The organism is Klebsiella sp. JB_Kp004, from assembly GCF_040065795.1.
Lineage (GTDB): Bacteria > Pseudomonadota > Gammaproteobacteria > Enterobacterales > Enterobacteriaceae > Klebsiella > Klebsiella quasipneumoniae.
On record NZ_JBEAKW010000048.1, the window covers coordinates 49,497 to 73,183 of the forward strand.

Annotated in this window: 15 protein-coding genes; 9 read left to right on the forward strand and 6 right to left on the reverse strand. The window is 58.4% G+C overall.

Annotated elements, in window-relative coordinates; translation table 11 throughout:
- Positions 1–623: 623 nt before the first annotated feature.
- Both rcsD and rcsB read left to right on the forward strand, forming a co-directional pair.
- The gene (gene rcsD, locus ABLX76_RS22340; protein WP_285199109.1) at positions 624–3,281 is read left to right on the forward strand and encodes a phosphotransferase RcsD; all 2,658 of its coding nucleotides are present in this window, start codon (positions 624–626) and stop codon (positions 3,279–3,281) included.
- Positions 3,282–3,296: 15 nt separating this feature from the next.
- Entirely contained in the window at positions 3,297–3,947 is a 651-nt protein-coding gene (gene rcsB / locus ABLX76_RS22345; RefSeq protein WP_002913007.1) for a response regulator transcription factor RcsB, read from the forward strand.
- Positions 3,948–3,991: 44 nt separating this feature from the next.
- Here rcsB and rcsC read toward each other — a convergent pair whose 3' ends face one another.
- Both rcsC and gyrA read right to left on the reverse strand, forming a co-directional pair.
- Positions 3,992–6,832 (reverse strand): two-component system sensor histidine kinase RcsC, encoded by a 2,841-nt coding sequence (rcsC, locus tag ABLX76_RS22350; RefSeq protein WP_023290484.1) that lies wholly within the window; start codon positions 6,830–6,832, stop codon positions 3,992–3,994.
- A 131-nt stretch (positions 6,833–6,963) separates the two neighbouring features.
- Positions 6,964–9,597, reverse strand: coding sequence for a DNA topoisomerase (ATP-hydrolyzing) subunit A (gyrA, locus tag ABLX76_RS22355; RefSeq protein WP_004201688.1), 2,634 nt, complete (start codon positions 9,595–9,597; stop codon positions 6,964–6,966).
- A gap of 146 nt (positions 9,598–9,743) precedes the next feature.
- Here gyrA and ubiG point away from each other — a divergent pair, with 146 nt between their 5' ends.
- The 4 genes from ubiG (at position 9,744) to yfaE (ending at position 14,588) form a co-directional block, all read left to right on the forward strand.
- Positions 9,744–10,472 carry a bifunctional 2-polyprenyl-6-hydroxyphenol methylase/3-demethylubiquinol 3-O-methyltransferase UbiG gene (gene ubiG, locus ABLX76_RS22360; protein ID WP_023290485.1) on the forward strand — a complete coding sequence of 243 codons (729 nt, stop codon included), beginning with the start codon at positions 9,744–9,746 and terminating at the stop codon, positions 10,470–10,472.
- A gap of 344 nt (positions 10,473–10,816) precedes the next feature.
- Entirely contained in the window at positions 10,817–13,102 is a 2,286-nt protein-coding gene (gene nrdA, locus ABLX76_RS22365; protein ID WP_048297918.1) for a class 1a ribonucleoside-diphosphate reductase subunit alpha, read from the forward strand.
- Between the two features lie 101 nt (positions 13,103–13,203).
- Positions 13,204–14,334, forward strand: a complete 1,131-nt coding sequence (gene nrdB, locus ABLX76_RS22370) for a class Ia ribonucleoside-diphosphate reductase subunit beta (RefSeq protein WP_004140835.1) — start codon at positions 13,204–13,206, stop codon at positions 14,332–14,334.
- Positions 14,334–14,588, forward strand: coding sequence for a class I ribonucleotide reductase maintenance protein YfaE (yfaE, locus tag ABLX76_RS22375; RefSeq protein WP_004201692.1), 255 nt, complete (start codon positions 14,334–14,336; stop codon positions 14,586–14,588). Before nrdB ends, yfaE begins: the two co-directional genes overlap by 1 nt.
- Positions 14,589–14,798: 210 nt before the next feature.
- On the opposite strand, the gene glpQ is transcribed toward yfaE, so the two are convergent.
- Both glpQ and glpT read right to left on the reverse strand, forming a co-directional pair.
- On the reverse strand, positions 14,799–15,869 hold the full coding sequence (gene glpQ, locus ABLX76_RS22380) for a glycerophosphodiester phosphodiesterase (protein WP_348875320.1): 1,071 nt from the start codon (positions 15,867–15,869) through the stop codon (positions 14,799–14,801).
- Positions 15,870–15,878: 9 nt separating this feature from the next.
- Positions 15,879–17,225, reverse strand: coding sequence for a glycerol-3-phosphate transporter (gene glpT / locus ABLX76_RS22385; protein WP_023290488.1), 1,347 nt, complete (start codon positions 17,223–17,225; stop codon positions 15,879–15,881).
- 272 nt (positions 17,226–17,497) lie between these two features.
- On the opposite strand from glpT, the gene glpA reads away from it, so the two are divergent.
- Genes glpA through glpC form a run of 3 tightly spaced genes read left to right on the forward strand, consistent with a single transcriptional unit; the run spans position 17,498 to position 21,544 of the window.
- Positions 17,498–19,120: an anaerobic glycerol-3-phosphate dehydrogenase subunit A gene (glpA, locus tag ABLX76_RS22390; protein WP_348875322.1), complete on the forward strand. Its 1,623-nt coding sequence runs from the start codon at positions 17,498–17,500 to the stop codon at positions 19,118–19,120.
- On the forward strand, positions 19,110–20,369 hold the full coding sequence (gene glpB / locus ABLX76_RS22395) for a glycerol-3-phosphate dehydrogenase subunit GlpB (protein WP_064155531.1): 1,260 nt from the start codon (positions 19,110–19,112) through the stop codon (positions 20,367–20,369). The genes glpA and glpB overlap by 11 nt, the downstream gene beginning before the upstream one ends.
- The gene (glpC, locus tag ABLX76_RS22400) at positions 20,366–21,544 is read left to right on the forward strand and encodes an anaerobic glycerol-3-phosphate dehydrogenase subunit GlpC (RefSeq protein ID WP_080901569.1); all 1,179 of its coding nucleotides are present in this window, start codon (positions 20,366–20,368) and stop codon (positions 21,542–21,544) included. Before glpB ends, glpC begins: the two co-directional genes overlap by 4 nt.
- A 21-nt stretch (positions 21,545–21,565) precedes the next feature.
- Here the strand turns inward: glpC and yfaU are convergent, their stop codons facing one another.
- Together yfaU and ABLX76_RS22410 are read right to left on the reverse strand one after the other, a co-directional pair.
- Positions 21,566–22,369, reverse strand: coding sequence for a 2-keto-3-deoxy-L-rhamnonate aldolase (gene yfaU, locus ABLX76_RS22405; protein WP_023290492.1), 804 nt, complete (start codon positions 22,367–22,369; stop codon positions 21,566–21,568).
- Between the two features lie 14 nt (positions 22,370–22,383).
- The gene (locus ABLX76_RS22410) at positions 22,384–23,673 is read right to left on the reverse strand and encodes an MFS transporter (protein ID WP_032453561.1); all 1,290 of its coding nucleotides are present in this window, start codon (positions 23,671–23,673) and stop codon (positions 22,384–22,386) included.
- Positions 23,674–23,687: the final 14 nt, after the last annotated feature.

The window sequence follows — 23,687 nt, forward strand, 5'->3', positions numbered from 1 at the left end:
CCACAAGATGTTTCAATTTGTAAATGCAGCGGAACTTTTTTTCACCCCAAAATGGCCAGGGAAATACGCACTTATAATCAAAAAAATTATTTAGCCATTCAAAATCAATATGATATACAAAACCAAGCCTATAGCACTGAATGGTAAAACAAAATGATCATTGGTGACTAAAATAAGAGTCGCTATCATCATTAACTTTATTTATTACCGTCATTCAGTTCTGAATGTCTGTTTACCCCTATTTCAACCGGATGCCTCGCATCCGGTTTTTTTTACCCTTCTTTACACAACTTTAATTTATCTGTGCTACAGCCAATGATTCCCTAACGACTATTAATCAATCAATTAGGCCGCCTTTCGTACTTATTCTGCCAATGTCTTGTTATTTCGTGCGATTCTTCGCTTTTGTTTCTGCCAATATCGTCAGCTGTCAGCCTTGCGGACGCGGTTTCATTTACGCTTCGTTTCTAAGATAATTCCTGGGCGGTATCGCGCCGCTGGCGCCAATCTGTAGTATGGATTTACGCCATTAGCCTTTATACTGCCTGCAGCATCTGCTTTGTTGCCAGTTACTCTGGCGCTACATCCTGTTTACAAACAATGATGAGTCGTTCAGCCACAAGATGACCCCGAAAAAATTCTCTCTGATCCCCGGCAACATCAGCCGCTTCTTCATTTTGATGGTTATTGTCCTGCTGGCGACGATGGGGGTGATGATTCAAAGCGCCGTCAATGCCTGGCTGAAAGAGAAGAGCTATCAGGTGGTTGATGTCTCCCATGCCCTGCACCAGCGTATTGATACCTGGCGCTATGCCACCTGGCAAATCTACGACAATATCGCCGCCACCTCTTCCAACACCGCCAGCGGCGGCCTGCAGGAGACGCGTTTAAAGCAGGACGTGTACTATCTGGAGAAGCCCCGACGTAAAACCGAAGCCCTGATCTTTGGCTCCCACGACAGCTCGACCCTCGAGATGACGCAGAAAATGTCCGATTATCTGGATATTTTGTGGGGCGCGGAGACCATTCCGTGGTCGATGTACTATCTCAATGGTCTGGATAATAGCCTGATTCTCATCTCCACCCTGCCGTTGAAGGACCTCTCCTCAAGCTTTAAAGAGTCAACCATCAGCAGCGTGGTGGAATCCCGGCGCGCGGAAATGCTGCTGCAGGCCAATACCCTTGATGAGCGCGAGACCTTCTCGCCGCTGCGCCATCTTGCCTGGCAGAACGCGCACTACTTTACGTTACGTACTACCTTCAATCAGCCAGGACACCTGGCGACAGTGGTCGCCTTCGACCTGCCGATTAACGATCTGATCCCGCCGGGCATGGCGCTGGACAGCTTCCGTATCGAGCCTGATCCCTCGCAAAATGTTGCCGCCAGCCCCGAGAAAGAGGCTAGCGATCATATCGGGATCACCTTCAACGGCATGCAGATTGACATCGCCACCGACATCAGCACCACCGGTATGCAGGTGCTGTGGACGGTCCCGATGAGCACCATGCTGCTGGAGTCCCTGCAGAACATTCTTCTGCCGCTCCTGCTTAACATCGGCCTGCTGGCGCTGGCCCTGTTCGGTTTCACCACCTTTCGGCATTATAAAGGACGCAGCAGCGCCTCGGGCGCCGGGCTCCCCTCCGCCGCCAATAGCGAACTGCGTTTACTGCGCGCCATTAATGAAGAAATTGTGTCTTTGCTGCCGCTGGGGCTGCTCGTCCACGATCAGGAAGCCAACCGAACGGTGATCAGCAACCCGATTGCCGACCATCTGCTTCCGCACCTGAACCTGCAGAACATCACCAACATGGCGGACCAGCATCAGGGGGTGATCCAGGCCACCGTCAACAACGAACAGTATGAGATCCGCCAGTATCGCAGCCAGGTAGCGCCGCGCACGCAGATCCTGATTATCCGAGACCAAGACCGCGAAGTGCTGGTCAATAAAAAGCTCAAACAGGCCCAGCGCTTGTATGAGAAAAACCAGCAGGGCCGGGCGGCCTTTATGCAGCATATCGGCAGCGCCCTGAAGCAGCCCGCCCTGAACCTGGCGGCCGAGGCAGCGGCGCTCGACGGCGCGGAGAACCGGACGCTGGCGCAGCATGCCGATGAGCTGGTCACACTGATCGATGACATTCAGCTGGCTAACCTGCTGGAAAGCGATGCCTGGAAAACCAGCCAGTCGCTGTTCTCGGTGCAGGGGCTGATCGACGACGTCGTACCGGAGGTGCTGCCGGCGATGAAGCGCAAGGGGCTGCAGTTGCTTATCAATAACGCGCTGCCTACCGGCGAGCAACGCTATGGCGACCGTGAAGCGCTGCGGCGCACGCTGGTGCTGCTGATCCAGTATTCCGTCACCACCACGCCGATCGGCAAGATCACCCTCGACGTCTGCCAGGAAGAGTCGGCCAGCGATCGCCTGACCTTCCGCATTCTCGATACCGGCAACGGGGTCTCGGCTAACGAGATCGACAATATGCACTTCCCGTATCTCAATGAGACCCAGAGCGATCTGTACGGCAAAGCGAACGCCCTCACCTTCTGGTTATGTGACCGCATGACGCGCAAGCTGGGCGGGCAGTTGACCATCAAAGCGCGGGAGTCGCTGGGGACTCGCTATAGCCTGCATCTGAAAATGCCGGCCAGCGAAGAGGCGCCAGAGGCGGGAGAACATCTGCTGGATGACGTTATCGTCCTGCTGGATGTGACCTCCAGCGAAGTGCGGCGGATTGTCACCCGCCAGCTGGAGAGCTGGGGGGCGTCCTGCATCACGCCGGACGATCGGGCGACAAGTCAAGCGTTCGATCTGTATTTAACGGATAATCCGTCTAATCTTACTGCTTCGGGCTTGCTTTTAAGCGATGATGAGGTTGGGATACGCAAAATCGGCCCGGGCCAACTGCGGGTCAACTTTAATATTAGCACGGCGATGCAGGAGGCTATCCTGCAGCTTATTGAGCAGCAGCTGGCGGAGGAGGCGGTTCAGCCCGCCACCTCAGGAAACGAGAGTAACGCCGAACTCCATGCCAGCGGCTATTACGCACTGTTTGCCGATACGGTACCGGATGATGTTCAGAGATTGTATACTGAAATCGAAGCGGGCGATTTTGCTGCTCTGGCACAAACCGCCCACCGCCTCAAAGGGGCATTTGCTATGCTTAATCTGATACCCGGCAAACAGTTATGTGAAACGCTTGAGCATCTGATTCGCGAAAAGGATGCGCAAGGCATAGAAAAATATATCAGCGACATTGACGCTTACGTCAAGAGCTTGCTGTAGAAGGTAGCCTTATACATGAACACTATGAACGTAATTATTGCCGATGACCATCCGATCGTACTGTTCGGTATTCGTAAGTCACTTGAGCAAATTGAGTGGGTGAACGTCGTTGGCGAGTTTGAAGACTCCACGGCCCTTATCAACAATCTTCCGAAGCTGGACGCCCATGTGCTGATCACCGATCTGTCCATGCCCGGTGATAAATACGGCGACGGGATCACGCTGATTAAATACATCAAGCGCCACTTCCCGGATCTGTCGATCATTGTTCTGACCATGAACAACAACCCGGCGATCCTCAGCGCGGTGCTGGATCTGGATATCGAAGGGATCGTCCTCAAGCAGGGGGCGCCGACCGATCTGCCAAAAGCGCTGGCCGCGCTGCAGAAAGGGAAGAAATTCACCCCGGAAAGCGTCTCTCGTCTGCTGGAAAAAATCAGCGCCAGCGGCTATGGCGATAAACGCCTGTCGCCGAAGGAGAGCGAAGTGCTGCGTCTGTTCGCCGAAGGCTTCCTGGTGACCGAGATCGCCAAAAAGCTTAACCGCAGCATCAAAACCATCAGTAGCCAGAAAAAGTCGGCGATGATGAAGCTGGGCGTCGAAAACGACATCGCCCTGCTGAACTACCTCTCCTCCGTCTCGCTGAGCGCGACGGACAAAGAGTAACCCTACGCTCTCTCCGTCTCGCCCCGGCGAGACGGAGTTCCCCGTTATTCCCGCCCTTTACGTACCCGCGCCGCATATACCGTCAGCGTTTGCTTCAGCACGTCAAGCGTCACCGGCTTGGACAGACAGCTGTCCATCCCCGATTCCAGACAGCGCTGCTTCTCTTCCGCCAGGGCATTGGCCGTGACGCCAATCACCGGCAGCGTCAGGCCAAGCTGACGAATGCGCTGCGTCAGGCGATAACCATCCATATTAGGCATGTTGACGTCGCTGAGCACGATATCGATGTGCTGCTTGCTGAGGACGTTGAGCGCGTCGACCCCGTCGTTCGCGGTCACGCACTGGTAGCCGAGCGATCCCAGCTGATCCGCCAGCAGGCGCCGGTTGATCGGATGATCGTCGACCACGAGGATCATCATGTCGTCGTTATTGCCGGCCTGCGCCTCCGGCGCCATCAGCGCCCGGCTATTGTCCGCACTGGCCAGCGCGACGTGGAAAATACGCCCCAACAGCGGCAGCAGTTCATGCGGCGTCGTCACGCTATGCAGCCACTCGCCGGCGGCCCGTTCCTGCGGAATACCGATATGACGACGGCAGAAGATGACCATCGCCCTTCCCTGCCAGCCGCTCAGCGCTTCATCGTCAGTGAGTAAGACATCCTCGGCGTCCGGGGTTTCTCCGGCATGACGACGTACCGTGAGGCCGTGATAGCTGAGCAGCGAGGTGACGAACATCGCCAGCGAGGTGTTGTGGATGGCCAGCCAGCAGGTCTTGCCAGCGAAACCGTTCGCCGTCATCTGCGGCGTGTTCTGCACGCCATACAGCGGGATGCGGATGGTAAAGCGGCTGCCCATTCCCGGCTCCGTTTCCACGGCGATATCGCCATCCATCATGCTGATCAGTTTTTCACAGATCGCCAGGCCAAGGCCGGTGCCCTGGAAGTTGCGCTGCACGCCGGTCCCCACCTGGAAGAAGGGGTCGAAGAGGCGCAATACCTCTTTCGCCGGGATCCCCTCTCCGGTGTCGCGGACGCTAATCTGCAGATAATCCCCCGCGCACTGGACGTGCAGGATAATGCAGCCGGTGTCGGTGAACTTGATCGCATTGCTCAGCAGGTTGGAGATCACCTGCTGCAGGCGCATCGGGTCGCCGGACATCTGTTCCGGAACGTCCGGTTCGATAAAGCAGTACAGACCCAGCTGCTTGCGCACCACCAGCGGCAGATAGTTGGCGGAGATATGGTTCATGACCTCGCGCGGGGAAAATTCCCGCGGCTCGATCTTCAACTGCTCGGACTCGATTTTGGAGAAATCGAGAATATCGCTGATGATTTTCAACAGCAGGCTTGAGGAGTTGTTCATCGCCGTCACCAGGCGATCGACGCCCTTCGGCAACGCTTTGGTCTGCAGCAGATCGAGGTTGCCGATGATGCCATACAGCGGAGTGCGCAGCTCATGGCTGACGGTGGCAAGGAACATCGATTTCGACTGGCTGGCCTGCTCCGCCGCCTGGGCCATCTCCTGCAGCGACTCTTCCATCTTCACGCGGGCGGAAACGTCCACCAGCACGCAAATCGCCACGTTTTCGTTGCGATAGCGCGAGTGGACAAAGCTAATCTGCAGGTTGGTATGGTTGCTGGTCAGCACATCGACAAAGTTGACCTGCTGGCCGCAGATGATCTGCGTCAGCCGCTGGCGGTCCTCATGGGTCAGCATGTTCAGATAGTTGTGCGCCAGCTCGTTACTGAGAATGTTGGTCCCGTCGAGGGTGCGCAGAATACAGATCCCCACCGGGGCGGAGGCCACGATTTTGCGGTTGAACTGCTCATGCTCTTCCAGCCGCTGAGCGTCATTTTCCGCAGGGATAAAAATGCGCCGCTCATACATCCGCGCCAGCGCAAACAGCATCGCGCCGCTGAGGATATTGAGAACGATGGCGTTGATGATCAGCATACGGATCCGCTCCAGCACCTGGTCTACCGAGACGGAATAGACGATGCTCAGGGAGGACGGCGCGAGGCTTTTCTTCAGCACCAGCTCGCGGAAACCCGCGCTGTAGCCAAACCACATCCGCTCCTGCATCCATTTCGCTTCGCTCTGGATTTTGCTTTCCGCGCCGGCCAGGGAGATCAGCGGCTGGCCGTTATCGTCGAAGATAGTCACGCTCATCGGCAGGCTGCCCGGCGTAAAGAAGCTTTCCATGCGGATGGTCTGCTCAACGCCGAGCATCGCCTGCAGGCGATTGGCCATATAGATCGGCGTCAGGGCGTAAAAATAGCCCACCCCGGGGCGCATGCCCTGGCTTATCCAGAACAGGTTGTTGCCGCGCTCGTTTTGCGGCGCATTGCGGTATTGCTCAATGCGTTGATGCAGGACTTTCAGCGCCTGATCGCGCTCAATCGGCACGTCACGCAGGCCAAAGTTGGCCATACAGAGGTTATCGCTGCCGATGAGAAAGATGCGGTTAAGGTCGTAGGCGGCGGTGAAATTATCCCGCCAGTAGCGCATAAACCACGCCAGCGATTGGAGCGAATTACGCCAGGCGCTACTCATCGCGCTGCAGTCGGAGTCAGGATACAGGGGTTCAAAGCTGGGGATCGCAATATCGCCGCTTTGCCCTTGCGCTACCGCATCCCCTGCCGAAAGCCGGTTACCGGCGACGTACTTCAGCTCTTTAATCACATCCGCCGTACGCTGAATGTAGCGCTGGGCCTGATCGGCGTTGAGATTGAGCTCCTGATGGATCTCGGCTTCCCGCTCGTGCAGCGCGTTGACGATATAAAACACAGAGACAAACGCAATCAGCAGCCACAGCAATACCGCCAGCGCTCTGAACAGATAACGTGAAACCTTCAGGGTTGTGTGAAAAGAGGCAAGATATTTCAATGTGGCGATGCTCGGCCGTCAGGGACTCAACAGAATGGGGTTAAAGTAGCGGTAAACCGGCTTTGCCGCAATGTTAATGCAAAAAGGGCCGGGAGAATACCCGGCCCTTTCAGAACATTTACCTGGGACGATTACTCTTCGTCTTCGGCGATGTCGTCATCGGTATCCGCTTCCGGGGCGATATCGTCATCGCCTTCCGCCGCGCTACCGTCGATGGCGTCCAGTTCTTCGTCGTCTACCGGCTCAGCGACGCGCTGCAGCCCCACCACGTTTTCATCTTCCGCGGTGCGGATGAGGATCACGCCCTGGGTGTTACGGCCCACGATGCTCACTTCGGAAACGCGGGTACGCACCAGCGTCCCGGCGTCGGTGATCATCATGATCTGATCGCAATCATCCACCTGTACGGCGCCGACCACGGAACCGTTACGCTCGGTGACTTTGATCGAGATAACGCCCTGGGTGGCACGCGACTTGGTCGGATACTCAGCCGCGGCGGTACGTTTACCGTAACCGTTTTGCGTCACCGTCAGGATCGCGCCTTCACCGCGCGGAATAATCAGCGAGACGACGCTGTCGTTTTCCGCCAGCTTAATGCCGCGTACGCCGGTGGCGGTACGGCCCATGGCGCGAACGGCATCTTCTTTGAAGCGCACGACCTTGCCGGCCGCGGAGAACAGCATCACTTCGTCCTGACCAGAGGTCAGATCGACGCCGATCAGCTCATCGCCTTCGTTCAGGTTCACCGCGATAATGCCGGCGGAACGCGGACGACTGAACTCGGTCAGCGCGGTTTTCTTCACGGTACCGCTGGCGGTGGCCATAAAGACGTTGACGCCCTCTTCATACTCGCGGACCGGCAGGATAGCGGTGATACGCTCATCGGCTTCCAGCGGCAGCAGGTTGACGATCGGACGACCGCGCGCGCCGCGGCTGGCCTCCGGCAGCTGATAAACCTTCATCCAGTACAGACGACCGCGGCTTGAGAAGCAGAGGATGGTGTCATGGGTGTTGGCCACCAGCAGGCGGTCAATAAAGTCTTCTTCTTTAATGCGCGCTGCCGATTTGCCTTTACCGCCACGACGCTGTGCTTCGTAGTCGGTCAGCGGCTGATACTTCACATAGCCCTGATGCGACAGGGTGACCACCACGTCTTCCTGGTTGATCAGATCTTCGATGTTGATATCAGCGCTGTTGGCGGTGATTTCGGTACGACGTTCGTCGCCGAACTGGTCGCGGATCAGCTCCAGCTCTTCGCGAATCACTTCCATCAGACGGTCGGCGCTGCCGAGGATGTGCAGCAGTTCCGCGATCTGTTCCAGCAGCTCTTTATACTCGTCGAGCAGTTTTTCATGCTCAAGGCCGGTCAGTTTCTGCAGACGCAGATCCAGAATCGCCTGGGCCTGCTGCTCGGTCAGGTAGTATTTACCCTCGCGCACGCCGAACTCTGGCTCCAGCCATTCCGGACGCGCGGCGTCATCACCGGCACGCTCCAGCATCGCCGCGACGTTACCGAGATCCCACGCCTGGGCAACCAGCGCCGCTTTCGCTTCAGCCGGGGTCGGCGCGCGACGGATCAGTTCGATAATCGGGTCGATATTGGCCAGCGCCACGGCCAGCGCTTCGAGGATATGCGCGCGGTCACGGGCTTTACGCAGCTCGAAAATGGTGCGACGGGTCACTACTTCGCGGCGGTGGCGCACGAAGGCGGCGATGATGTCTTTCAGGTTCATGATCTTCGGCTGGCCATGGTGCAGAGCAACCATGTTGATGCCGAAGGAGACCTGCAGCTGGGTCTGGGAATAGAGGTTGTTGAGCACCACTTCCCCTACCGCGTCGCGCTTCACTTCAATCACGATGCGCATCCCGTCTTTATCAGACTCGTCACGCAGCGCGCTGATGCCTTCCACGCGTTTTTCTTTTACCAGCTCGGCGATTTTCTCAATCAGGCGCGCTTTGTTCACCTGATAGGGAATTTCATGCACGATGATGGTTTCGCGGCCGGATTTCGCGTCCACTTCCACTTCCGCGCGCGCGCGGATGTAGACTTTACCGCGACCGGTGCGGTAGGCCTCTTCAATGCCGCGACGGCCGTTGATAATGGCGGCGGTCGGGAAATCAGGGCCAGGAATATGCGCCATCAGCCCTTCAATGCTGATGTCTTCATCGTCGACATAGGCCAGACAGCCGTTGATCACTTCCGTCAGGTTATGCGGCGGTATGTTGGTGGCCATCCCGACAGCGATCCCGGAGGCGCCGTTTACCAGCAGGTTAGGAATTTTGGTCGGCATGACGTCCGGAATACGCTCCGTGCCGTCATAGTTGTCAACGAAATCGACCGTCTCTTTTTCAAGATCGGCCATCAGCTCATGAGCGATTTTCGCCAGACGAATTTCGGTATAACGCATCGCCGCGGCGGAGTCGCCGTCGATGGAACCAAAGTTACCCTGGCCGTCCACCAGCATGTAACGCAGCGAGAACGGCTGCGCCATACGCACGATGGTGTCGTATACCGCGGAGTCGCCGTGCGGGTGGTATTTACCGATTACGTCACCAACGACACGGGCTGATTTTTTATAGGCTTTGTTCCAGTCATTGCCCAATACGTTCATGGCGTAAAGTACGCGACGGTGTACCGGCTTCAGGCCATCTCGGACATCCGGCAGCGCACGGCCAACAATGACCGACATCGCATAATCCAGATAAGAGTTCTTAAGCTCTTCCTCAATGTTGACCGGTGTAATTTCTCTCGCAAGGTCGCTCATCTAACCGCTATCCCTCTACTGTATCCCGGATTCAAAGGTCGCAAATTATAACACAGCCGCGCTAAGAGAGGTAAAGCAATACGGTTTATTCATGGCGCGCTGCTGATATACTCGCAGGTCTGAACAGAAAAGGAGTAAAAGCGCCCATGAATGCCGAAAAAACGTCGGTAGCCCCTAACGTCGATCATGCTGAAATCGCCAAATTCGAAGCCGTCGCCTCGCGCTGGTGGGATCTGGAGGGCGAGTTCAAACCGCTCCACCGCATTAACCCCCTGCGGCTGGGCTATATCGCCGAACGCTCTGGCGGCCTGTTCGGTAAAAAAGTCCTCGATGTCGGCTGCGGCGGCGGCATCCTCGCCGAGAGCATGGCGCGCGAAGGCGCGACGGTCACCGGGCTGGACATGGGCGCCGAGCCGCTGCAGGTGGCGAAACTGCACGCCCTGGAGAGCGGAATTCAGGTGGAGTATGTTCAGGAAACGGTTGAAGAACATGCCGCGAAGCATCCGCAGCAATATGACGTCGTCACCTGCATGGAGATGCTGGAGCACGTCCCTGACCCACAGTCGGTCGTCCACGCCTGCGCGCGGCTAGTGAAGCCTGGCGGCCAGGTCTTCTTCTCCACCATCAACCGTAACGGTAAAGCGTGGCTGATGGCAGTGGTCGGCGCGGAATATGTCATGAAGATGGTGCCCAAAGGCACTCATGATGTGAAAAAGTTTATCAAGCCGGCCGAACTGCTGGGCTGGGTAGATCAGACTTCTCTGAAAGAGCAGCATATCATCGGCCTGCATTACAATCCGTTGACCAACACCTTCAAGTTGGCGCCGGGGGTTGATGTTAACTATATGTTGCATACCAGCGCCAAAAAAGCGTGACGTCAGCACCTGCGCTTATGATGATTGCGCGGCATCAAGCCGCGTGATTATTTCTTCCGATGAAGAAATCAGCACTCGATCAAATTTTCATTTTTTTTTCTGTTTTATTGACTTCTTCTCCAGGCCTTATGCGACGTGGACTTGCGGATTATTACCCTTCCGCAACCTCAATTTAACGTCAAAATCAACCCTTGTACTCAAAAGATTCCTTACTAAAATACTCACCATATAGCGTTCCTTTTATCGACAACCCCCTACATATAGTATTTATCCACAGAGTTAGTCACAACGGCCTTCTGTGGATAAACGGGGGATATTTTCTTTCACGGACAGGTAAAATCCACATGAATCAGAGTCTGCTGGTGACAAAGCGCGACGGAACCACCGAGCGCATCAATCTCGACAAAATCCATCGCGTACTGGATTGGGCGGCAGAAGGACTGAATAACGTTTCGATTTCCCAGGTAGAGCTGCGCTCGCATATCCAGTTCTATGACGGCATTAAAACCGCGGACATCCACGAAACCATTATCAAAGCCGCTGCGGATCTGATCTCCCGCGAGGCGCCGGATTACCAGTACCTCGCCGCGCGTCTGGCGATTTTCCATTTGCGTAAAAAAGCCTTCGGCCAGTTTGAGCCGCCGGCGCTTTACGATCACGTGGTGAAGATGGTCGAGAAGGGTAAATACGATCATCATCTGCTGGAAGACTACACGGAAGAAGAGTTCCAGCAGATGGACGGTTTCCTCGACCACTGGCGCGACATGAACTTCTCCTACGCTGCCGTTAAGCAGCTGGAAGGCAAGTATCTGGTACAAAACCGCGTCACCGGCGAAATTTATGAGAGCGCGCAGTTCCTCTATATTCTGGTGGCTGCCTGCCTGTTCTCTAACTACCCGCGCGAAACGCGTCTGGACTACATCAAGCGTTTCTACGACGCGGTGTCGACCTTTAAAATCTCGCTGCCGACGCCGATCATGTCCGGCGTGCGTACCCCAACCCGTCAGTTCAGCTCCTGCGTGCTGATCGAGTGCGGCGACAGCCTGGACTCCATCAACGCCACCTCCAGCGCGATTGTGAAATACGTTTCCCAGCGCGCCGGCATCGGCATCAACGCCGGCCGCATTCGCGCGCTGGGCAGCCCGATCCGCGGCGGCGAAGCCTTCCACACCGGCTGCATTCCGTTCTACAAACATTTCCAGACCGCGGTGAAGTCCTGCTCGCAGGGCGGCGTACGCGGCGGCGCGGCGACCCTCTTCTACCCAATGTGGCATCTGGAAGTGGAAAGCCTGCTGGTGCTGAAAAACAACCGCGGGACCGACGCCAACCGCGTTCGTCACATGGACTACGGGGTGCAGATCAACAAGCTGATGTACACCCGTCTGCTGAAGGGCGGCGACATTACCCTGTTCAGCCCTTCCGACGTCCCGGGCCTGTATGACGCTTTCTTCGCCGATCAGGACGAATTTGAGCGCCTGTACACCCAGTACGAGCAGGACGACAGCATTCGCAAGCAGCGCATTAAAGCGGTTGAGCTGTTCTCGCTGATGATGCAGGAGCGCGCCTCCACCGGCCGCATCTACATCCAGAACGTCGACCACTGCAACACCCACAGCCCGTTCGATCCGGTGGTCGCCCCGGTGCGCCAGTCTAACCTGTGCCTGGAGATCGCCCTGCCGACTAAACCGCTGGAAGACGTCAACGACGAAAACGGCGAAATCGCGCTGTGCACCCTGTCGGCCTTCAACCTCGGGGCTATCGACAGCCTCGACGAGCTGGAAGAGCTGGCGGTGCTGGCGGTGCGTGCCCTGGACGCGCTGCTCGACTATCAGGATTACCCCATCCCGGCCGCCAAACGCGGCGCAATGGGCCGCCGTACGCTGGGCATCGGCGTGATCAACTTCGCTTACTATCTGGCGAAGCATGGCAAACGCTACTCCGACGGCAGCGCCAACAACCTGACCCACAAAACGTTCGAAGCGATTCAGTACTACCTGCTGAAGGCCTCCAACGAACTGGCTATCGAACAGGGCGCTTGCCCGTGGTTCAACGAAACCACCTATGCGCAGGGTATCCTGCCGATCGATACCTATAAAAAAGACCTGGACGGCATCGTCAGCGAAGCCCTGCACTACGACTGGGAAGCGCTTCGCGCGTCCATCAAAACCCACGGCCTGCGTAACTCCACGCTCTCCGCGCTGATGCCGTCCGAGACCTCGTCGCAGATCTCCAACGCCACCAACGGCATCGAGCCGCCGCGCGGCCACGTGAGTATCAAAGCGTCGAAGGATGGGATCCTGCGCCAGGTGGTGCCGGACTACGAAAACCTGCAGAACGCCTACGAACTGCTGTGGGAAATGCCGAACAACGACGGCTACCTGCAGCTGGTGGGTATCATGCAGAAGTTTATCGACCAGTCGATCTCTGCGAATACCAACTACGATCCGACGCGCTTCCCTTCCGGAAAAGTGCCGATGCAGCAGTTGCTGAAAGACCTGCTCAACGCCTATAAATTCGGCGTCAAAACGCTGTACTATCACAACACCCGTGATGGCGCTGAAGACGCTCAGGATGACCTGGCGCCGTCCATCCAGGACGACGGCTGCGAAAGCGGCGCTTGTAAGATCTAAGGTATTTTTGCCGGGTGGCGCTACGCTTACCCGGCCTACGATTTTGTAGGCCCGGCCAACGCATCGCCGCCGGGCAGTACAGTTCAACAGGACTCACTTCAATGGCATACACCACTTTTTCACAGACGAAAAACGATCAGCTGCTTGAGCCAATGTTTTTTGGCCAGCCGGTTAACGTGGCCCGCTACGATCAGCAAAAATACGATATCTTTGAAAAGCTGATTGAAAAACAGCTCTCCTTCTTCTGGCGCCCGGAAGAGGTTGACGTCTCCCGCGATCGCATTGACTACCAGGCGCTGCCGGAACATGAAAAACACATTTTCATCAGCAACCTGAAGTACCAGACGCTGCTCGACTCCATCCAGGGCCGTAGCCCGAACGTGGCACTGCTGCCGCTGATCTCCATCCCGGAGCTGGAGACCTGGGTGGAAACCTGGGCCTTCTCCGAGACCATTCACTCGCGCTCGTACACCCATATCATCCGCAACATCGTCAACGACCCGGCGACCGTGTTCGACGATATCGTCACCAACGAGCAGATCCAGAAGCGTGCCGAGGGGATCTCCCACTATTACGATTCGCTGATCGAGATGACCAGCTACTGGCACCTGCTGGGCGAAGGCACCCACACCGTCAACGGCAAGACCGTGACCGTCAATCTGCGCGAGCTGAAAAAGAAACTCTATCTGTGCCTGATGAGCGTCAATGCCCTGGAAGCGATCCGCTTCTACGTCAGCTTCGCCTGCTCCTTCGCCTTTGCCGAGCGCAAACTGATGGAAGGCAACGCCAAAATTATCCGCCTGATCGCCCGCGATGAAGCGCTGCACCTGACCGGCACTCAGCATATGCTGAACCTGCTGCGCTCCGGCAGCGACGATCCGGAAATGGCGGAAATCGCCGAAGAGTGCAAGCAGGAGTGCTATGACCTGTTCGTGCTGGCGGCGCAGCAGGAGAAAGAGTGGGCGGACTACCTGTTCCGCGACGGCTCGATGATTGGCCTGAACAAAGATATTCTCTGCCAGTACGTCGAGTACATCACCAATATCCGCATGCAGGCGGTAGGCCTCGATCTGCCGTTCCAGACCCGCTCCAACCCGATCCCGTGGATCAACACCTGGCTGGTCTCCGACAACGTCCAGGTGGCGCCGCAGGAAGTAGAGGTCAGCTCTTACCTGGTCGGCCAGATCGACTCTGAAGTCGATGCCGACGACCTGAGCAACTTCCAGCTGTAATGAAGCGGATCTTCTTGAAAATTTCTGACACTCGCCTTGAGTGTCAGGATGAACACCCTTCTCTGTTGGCTGCTCTTGAATCGCATAATATCGACGTCGAGTATCAGTGCCGCGCAGGCTATTGCGGCTCCTGCCGTACTCGTCTGGTCTCCGGCCAGGTTGACTGGCTGACCGAGCCGCTGGCCTTTATCCAGCCGGGAGAAATTTTGCCCTGCTGCTGCCGGGCGAAAGGCGATATTGAGATCGAGATGTAGTCTTGTCAGGTGGCGCTACGCTTACCTGACCTACTGTTCCAGGACCGGCCGTTTACGCACTGCCGTCCTGGGCTGCTGAAACTGCCGGTGTTGCGGCCTCAAAATCGCTGAGACGTTCCCGGAAGGCCGGGGCAGCCCGCATGGATGCGGGCTGAGGGCCGTGTTTTGCACGGACGCTGCCTCGGCCCGACCCGAAGCCTGCAGGGATATTTAGCGTTTAGCGTCCAGGAATTGCACCGCTTTATCCGGAAAATCGGTAAACAAGCCGTCGACGTCCGCCTGGTGATACAGCAGGTCATAGAGCTGATTGACGTTGCTGGCGTACTCCGGCAGCTGATCCGCGCGCACGGTATACGGATGCACCTGCAGATGGCTGGCGTGCGCCTCCTTCACCATCGCCGTCAGCTTCACCGCCCACGGCTTTGAGCCTTCCGCCACCAGCATATGATAATCCGGTCCAATGCCGTCGGCGTACTGCGCAATCTGCGCCATTGCCCCCGGCTTGAACATCCAGTCATAGCTGTAGTTCACCCACTTGCCGTCAGCCTGCCGCTGCTGGGTTTCATTCCAGTCGGTATAGGCGATAAGCTGCACCAGCTTGAGATCCATGCCCATCTTCGGCTCCAGCTCATGCTTAATACGCTTGAGCTCGTTGGCGTCAAAGCACTGCAGATAGACCTTATCCTGCTTGCTGGTGTAGCCATATTCTTTCAGCACTTTCAGCGTGCTGGCGGCAATATCTTTGCCTTCCTGATGGTGGAACCACGGCGCTTTGATTTCCGGGTAAATACCGATGTTTTTGCCGGTGGAATGATTCAGCCCCTGGACAAACTCAATCTCTTCTTCAAAGGTATGAATGCGGAAATCGGATTTGCCCATCGGGAAACGCCCGGGATAGGTTTGCACATTCTTGCCATCTTTCGGCTCAAAGCCTTCGGTAAACGTCAGCGACTTGATCTCGGCCAGGGAAAAGTCGATGGCGTAAAAACGGCCATCTTGACGCGCCCGCTGCGGGAAGCGCTGAGCGACGTCGGTCACCCGATCCAGATAGTGGTCGTGCAACACCACCAGTCGGTCGTCTTTGGTCATCACCAGGTCTTGCTCAAGGTAATCCGCCCCCTGAGCGTAAGCCATCGCTTTCGCCGGCAGGGTATGTTCCGGCAGATAACCGCTGGCACCCCGGTGGGCGATAACCATTTTATCCGCCGCTGCCGCGCTGAAGCACAGCGCCGAACTGGCCAACATCATGCCGCTCATTAGCGCGGTGAGTTTCATGTTCATCGCCGCTCCTTAGGCTTGCTTCAGCTGTTGATGATGGCGACGTTCACCGAGCATCACGATAACCAGCAGGACAACCGCCAGCACGCTGCCGCCGATCATCACCATAAAGCCGCCGTCCCAGCCGAAGAAATCGACGGTGTAGCCGACGATGGCGCTCGCGGCCACGGAACCGCCGAGGTAACCGAACAGGCCGGTGAAGCCTGCGGCGGTGCCGGCGGCTTTCTTCGGCGCCAGCTCCAGCGCATGCAGACCAATCAGCATCACCGGGCCGTAGATCAGGAAGCCGATAATAATCATACAGGCCATATCGACGCCCGGGTTACCCGGCGGGTTCAGCCAGTACACGACGGTCGCGATGGTCACCAGGGTCATAAAGAACACGCCGGTGGCGCCGCGGTTGCCTTTAAACACTTTATCCGACATCCAGCCGCACAGCAGGGTGCCCGGGATCCCCGCGTACTCATACAGGAAGTAGGCCCAGGAGGATTTATCAAGCGCGAAGTGCTTCACCTCTTTCAGGTAGGTCGGCGACCAGTCGAGAATGCCGTAGCGCAGCAGATAAACGAAGACGTTGGCGACCGCGATGTACCACAGCAGCTTGTTCGGTAGAATGTACTGCATAAAGATCTGCTTCGCCGTCAGCTCTTGTTCATGCTCTTCGCTGTAATCGTCCGGGTAGTCGTTTTTATACTCTTCGATCGGCGGCAGGCCGCAGGATTGCGGCGTATCGCGCATCATCGCGAAGGCGAAAATCGCCAGCAAAATAGCGCCGAAAGCCGGCATATAGAGCGCCGCGTGCCAGTCGTTAAACCAGGCCATACCTAACAGGAACAGCAGCGGCGGAATCCCCCCGCCGACGTTATGCGCGCAGTTCCACACTGAAACAATTCCGCCGCGCTCTTTCTGCGACCACCAGTGGACCATGGTACGGCCGCACGGCGGCCAGCCCATCCCCTGGAACCAGCCGCAGAGAAACAGCAGCACGAACATGATCATGATGCTCGAGGTGGCCCACGGTACGAAGCCCATCACCAGCATCACCAGCGCGGCGAGGATCAGCCCCGCCGGCAGGAAAATGCGCGGATTCGAACGGTCAGAGACCGATCCCATGATGAATTTCGAAAATCCGTAGGCAATGGAGATGCCGGAAAGGGCGAAACCGAGATCGCCGCGAGAGAAACCTTGCTCGATAAGATAGGGCATCGCCAGGGCAAAGTTCTTACGAACCAGATAGTAAGCGGCATAACCAAAGAAGATGCCGATAAAAATCTGCCAGCGTAACCGACGATAGAGCGGGTCGATCTCCGCGGCTGGCAAACGCGCTTTATGCGCGGCGGGTTTAAAAATACTTAACATATCAGCCTCCGTGGCCCTTGCTGTTTTTTACTGACGTCACGACAACAATCCCAGATTAATCACCAACTTCGAATCTGGCCGCGATGGTAGGCAATACGTAGAGCTGATACTGTGAAACATCGCACAATTTGTTACAGAAATATGACAAAAGGTTCCAATGTGAGCACAAAATCACATAACGCGCTCAAATAACGCGCGAATATGCTCGAAATCAAACAATAACCTTATTAATTGTGGCTAAATGGCGGTAAACGAAAGCAGAGGAGCTGAAGATGACGGGACGTCTTGATAGCGAGGTCATCATCATCGGCGGCGGAGCAACCGGCGCCGGCATCGCCCGCGACTGCGCCCGACGCGGATTACGCACAGTGCTCATTGAGCGCCATGATATCGCCACCGGGGCCACCGGCCGTAATCATGGGCTGTTGCACAGCGGCGCCCGCTATGCGGTGACCGACAACGAATCCGCCCGCGAATGCATCAATGAGAACCGCATCCTGCGCCGCATCGCCCGTCACTGTATCGAACCGGCCGGCGGTCTGTTCATTACCCTGCCTGAAGACGATCTGGCCTGGCAGCAGACCTTTATCGCCGCCTGCCAGCAGGCTGGCATAGAGGCCACGCCGCTTTCTGCGCAGGAGGCGCTGCGCCGCGAGCCCGCCGTCAACCCGACGCTGCTGGGGGCGGTGCAGGTCCCGGATGGCACCATTGACCCGTTTCGCCTCACCGCGGCCAATATGCTCGACGCCCGCGAACACGGCGCGCAGATCCTCACCGGCTGCGAAGTGACAGGCCTGCTGCGCCAGGGCGACCGCGTCTGTGGCGTCCAGGTATACGATCGTCAGCTTCACCAGACCCGCGCTCTGTACGCCGGGGTAGTGGTCAATGCCGCCGGGATCTGGGGGCAGCGCATTGCGGAATATGCCGACCTGCGCATCACCATGTTCCCGGCGAAGGGATCGCTGTTGATCCTTGACCACCGGATTAACAACCTGGTGATCAACCGCTGCCGTAAGCCAGCCGATGCCGATATTCTGGTGCCCGGGGATACCATCTCGCTGATCGGCACCACCTCGATGCATATTCCTTATGACGAAATTGACGACAACCGGGTAACGACCGCGGAAGTCGAAACCCTGCTGCGCGAAGGTGAAAAGCTGGCGCCGGTCATGGGCCGCACCCGGATCCTCCGCGCCTACTCCGGCGTGCGCCCGCTGGTGGCCAGCGACAACGATCCCAGCGGACGCAGCGTCAGCCGCGGCATCGTCCTGCTCGACCATGCTCAGCGCGACGGCATGGAAGGCTTTATTACCATCACCGGCGGCAAGCTGATGACCTATCGCCTGATGGCCGAGTGGGCCACCGACGCCGTCTGTCGTAAGCTGGGCAACACCACCCCCTGTTCCACGGCCGAGAGCCCGCTGCCCGGGTCGCAGGAGCCGACGGAAAGCACCCTGCGAAAAATTATCTCCCTGCCGGGCCCGCTGCGCGGCTCTGCTGTCTACCGCCATGGCGATCGCACGCCGGCCTGGCTTGGCGACAGCCGCCAGCACCGTAGTATGGTCTGCGAATGCGAAGCCGTCACCGCTGGTGAAGTGAAATACGCGGTGGAAAATCTGGCGGTCCACACCCTGCTCGACCTGCGCCGCCGTACCCGGATTGGCATGGGGACCTGCCAGGGGGAACTCTGCGCCTGCCGCGCCGCCGGTCTGCTGCAGCGCTTTAACGTCACAACCCCCGCGCAGTCGTTGACCCAGCTGTCGGCGTTTCTCAATGAGCGCTGGAAGGGCGTGCAGCCCATCGCCTGGGGCGACGCGCTGCGCGAAAGCGAATTCACCCGCTGGGTCTACCTCGGCCTGTGCGGACTGCCACAGGAGCATCAGGATGAAATTTGACTGCGCGATTATCGGCGGCGGACTGGCCGGCCTGCTGTGCGGCCTGACGCTGAATCAGTCCGGCCTGCGCAGCGTGATCATCAGCCGCGGGCAAAGCGCGCTGCATTTTTCCTCCGCGTCATTAGATCTGCTCTCGGCGCTGCCGAACGGCGATAACGTCACTGACCTCGCGCAAGGTCTGCAGCAGCTCGCTGAACTGCTTCCTGAGCACCCTTATTCCCGGCTCGGCGCCGGGGCGGTGCTCGAATACGCAAAACAAACTGAAGCCCTGCTGGCCGCCTGCGGCGCGGTGATGCAGGGCGACGCGCACCGCCCGCACCGGCGGGTAACGCCGCTGGGGACGCTGCGCGCGGCGTGGCTATCGCCGCAGGAGGTTCCTGTCGCGCCACTCCCCCGACAGGGGGTCTGCCTGGTGGGGATCAGCGGCTTTGCCGATTTTCAGCCGCATCTCGCCGCCGCCGCGCTCGGGCAAACCGGCGTCACCGCCGTAGCGGCGGAAATCGAGTTACCGCTGCTGGATGTTTTACGTGACAACCCCACCGAGTTTCGCGCCGCCAATATCGCCCGCCTCCTCGACGATGAAAACCACTGGCCTGCCCTGCATGCGGCGCTGCTGCCGCTGGCGCAGCAGCATGAGCTGCTAATCATGCCCGCCTGCTTTGGCCTCGCCGACGATCGCCTGTACCACTGGCTGCAGGCGCGCCTGCCCTGCCCGCTGCGTCTGCTGCCGACGCTGCCGCCTTCGGTTCCCGGGATGCGCCTGCACAGTTTGCTGCAGCGGCAGTTTATTCGCGGCGGCGGCACCTGGCTTGCCGGCGATGAAGTGGTGAACATCAGCCATCGACAGGGCGCCGTCGAGGCCGTCTGGACGCGAAATCACGGCGATATTGCGCTGCGTCCGCGTTTTACCGTGCTGGCCAGCGGCAGCTTTTTCAGTAACGGTCTTGTCGCCACGCGGGATAGCGTGCGCGAACCCATTCTCGGTCTCGATCTACAGCAGACCCTGCCGCGCGACGACTGGTACCAGCGCGACTTCTTTGCCTCCCAGCCGTGGCAGCGCTTCGGGGTGAAAACCGATGCCCTGCTGCGCCCCATGCTGGGCGGGCAGCCGTTCAGCAATCTTTTCGCCATCGGTTCACTGCTCGGCGGGTTCGATGCCATTCAGCTCGGCTGCGGCGGCGGGGTCTGCGCCGTCACCGCACTGCACGCCGCCAGACAGATCCACGCCCTCGCCGGAGGCCGACCATGAACGATACCCGTTTTGAAAGCTGCATTAAGTGCACGGTCTGTACCACTACCTGTCCGGTCAGCCGGGTCAATCCGCGCTATCCCGGGCCGAAACAGGCGGGGCCGGACGGCGAACGCCTGCGCCTGAAGGATGGCGCGCTGTACGATGAGGCGCTCAAGTACTGCATTAACTGCAAGCGCTGTGAGGTCGCCTGCCCGTCGGATGTGAAAATTGGCGATATCATTCAGCGCGCCCGGGCACAGTATGGCCAGCAAAAACCGACCCTGCGCGACGCTATTCTCAGCCATACCGATCTGATGGGCACCCTTTCCACCCCCTTTGCCCCACTGGTAAACGCCACCACCGGCTTAAAACCGGTACGCCGCCTGCTCGACGCGGCGCTCAATATCGATCATCGCCGCACGCTGCCAAAATATGGCTTCGGCACCTTCCGCCGCGCTTACCGCCAGCTCGCGGCCAGACAGGCGCAGTACCCTGAGCAGGTGGCCTTCTTTCATGGTTGCTACGTCAACTATAACCACCCGCAGCTGGGCAAGGATCTGATTCGCGTCGTCAATGCGCTGGGCACCGGCGTGCAGTTGTTATCACGGGAAAAATGCTGCGGCGTGCCGCTGATCGCCAACGGCTTTTTTGACAAAGCGCGTAAGCAGGCGCAGAGCAACGTCGCCGCGATGCGGGAAAACGCGCTGCCGATCATCGCCACCTCCTCGACCTGCACCTTTACGCTGCGCGATGAATACCCGCACCTCCTTGATGTCGACAACAGCGATCTCCGCGACCGGGTGGAGCTGGCCACTCGCTGGATCTGGAAACAACTGGATAGTGGCAAAACGCTGCCGCTGCGCCCGCTGCCGCTGAAGGTGGTCTATCACACGCCGTGCCATATGGAGAAAATGGGCTGGTCGCAGTATACCCTCGAACTGCTGCGGCTGATCCCTGGCCTGCAGCTGGAAGTGCTGGATTCGCAGTGCTGCGGCATCGCCGGCACCTACGGGTTTAAGACTGAGAATTACGCGCTATCCCAGGCTATCGGCGCCCCGCTGTTCCGTCAGATTGAGGAGAGCGGCGCCGACATCGTCGTCACCGACTGCGAGACCTGTAAATGGCAGATAGAAATGTCCACCAGCAAACGCTGCGAACATCCGCTGACGGTGCTGGCGCAGGCGCTCGCCTGAGTCCGGCGCCAGCCTGCGCCGTCAATAGCTCGCTTTCTCCTGCGGCTGAGCGCTGGCGGATTTAAACATTGCCAGCCGGCGGTCCAGCGCCTGGGTGTACAGCATGGTATCGACCCCGACGGCGACGAAATTGGCCCCCCAGGCGAGACATTTTTCCGCCATCGCCGGGTCGACCGCCAGAAATCCGGCCGCTTTTCCCGCCGCGCGAATGCGCCGGATGCTCTGCTCAATCACCCGCTGCACGTCAGGATGGCCAGCATCGTCCGGGTGTCCCAGCGAAGCGGAGAGATCCGCCGGTCCGATAAACACCCCGTCAATGCCCTCCACCTCGAGGATAGCGTCCAGATTTTCCAGCGCGGTTCGGCTCTCCACCTGAATCAGCAGACAGAGTTCGTCATTCGCCTCCGCCATATAATTCTCCACTCTGCCCCAGCGCGCCGCCCGGGCCACGCCGGCGCCAACGCCGCGGCTACCGACGGGAGGATAACGGGTTGCCGAGACGACTTCCCGCGCCTGCTCGGCGGTATCGACCATCGGCACCAGCAACGTTCTGGCGCCAATATCCAGCACCTGTTTTATCAGGCTGCGGCTGCCCTCCACCGGACGGATCACCGGCTGACTGGCATAAGGGGCGATGGCCTGGAGCTGATGATAAAGGTCCTGAATAGTGTTCGGGGCATGCTCGCCGTCGATCAGCAGCCAGTCATATCCTGAAGTGGCGGCAATCTCCGCCAGATAGGAGGAGGTCGAGCTCAACCACAGGCCTATTTGCGTCTCACCGCGTAATAATCCACGTTTGAAGGGGTTAGATAACAGTGCGTTCATAGCGATTCCTTTAATCAATGCTGTACGCCGCCGCGCTGAGGAACCGCGCGGGTGAGGCTTAATGAGAAGATGATGATCACCCCGATGATGGCCACGCCGGCCAGGGTTAACAGTCCAGCGGCGCTGCTGGCGAACAGCGTTTCGGCCTGCACGCGAACGATCGGCGCCAGAAAGCCGCCGATGGCGCCAAACAGGTTAACGAAGCCAATCCCGGCGGCCAGCGCCGTGCCGGAGAGCAGCTGCGTCGGCATCGTCCAGAAGACCGGCTGCACGGCAATCACCCCAACCGCCGCCACGCACAGCGCGATGATAGCCAGCACCGGCGCCACCAGCCCGGAAACCGCAATCCCGACCGCTGCCGCCAGCAGCGTCAGCGCGGCAATATTGCGCCGCTCGCCGGTGCGATCGGAGTAGCGAGGGATAAGCCAGGTGCCGAACAGCGCCGCCACCCACGGAATAGCCGTCACCACCGAGGCAATGAAGCCGACTTTGGTGCCCAACAGCGCGGCGACCTGAGTGGGCAGGAAGAAAATCAGGCCATAGACCGCCACCTGAATGGTCATGTAGATCAGCGCCAGCTGCCAGACCCGCCCGTTACGCAGCGCATCGGACAGACGCGAGGTGACCTTTTTCTCCTCCTCTCGCGCCAGCTCGCTTATCAGGGCCTGTTTCTCCGCCGCGCTCAGGAAGCGGGCATGCTGCGGCGAATCGTCCAGCCAGAAAAAGGTGAACGCTCCCGCGGCGACGGCGAGCAGGCCTTCAATCACAAACATCCAGAACCAGCCGGGATGGCCCATAAACCCATGCATCTCCAGCAGCGCGCCGGATAAAGGCGAACCGAGGGTCAGCGCCAGCGGCGCCCCCATATAAAAAAGCCCCATAATGCTGGCGCGGTTTTGCTGGGGAAACCACTGAGACGTGAGGTAGATCATGCCGGGGAAGAAGCCCGCCTCCGCCGCGCCCAGCAGGGTACGTACCAGCAGGAATTTCGCTTCCGTATCCGCCCACGCCATCGCCGCCGACAGCACGCCCCACAGCAGCGTGGTGCAGCCGATCCATTTTCTGGCGCCAAATTTGCGCATCAGCAGGTTGGCCGGCACCCCAAGAAAGGCATAGACCACAAAGAAAATCCCCGCCCCCAGCGCATAGGCTTCGTTGCTGAGGCCAGTGTCCAGCTGGTAGGTCTCTTTGGCGAAACCGATATTCGAACGGTCAAGAAACGCCAGCACGTACAGCGCCAGCATAAAGGGGATTAAGCGGGCGCGGTTTTTCTTCACCACGCTCTCCAGCAGAGTGTTGCTCATCATAATATCCTCAG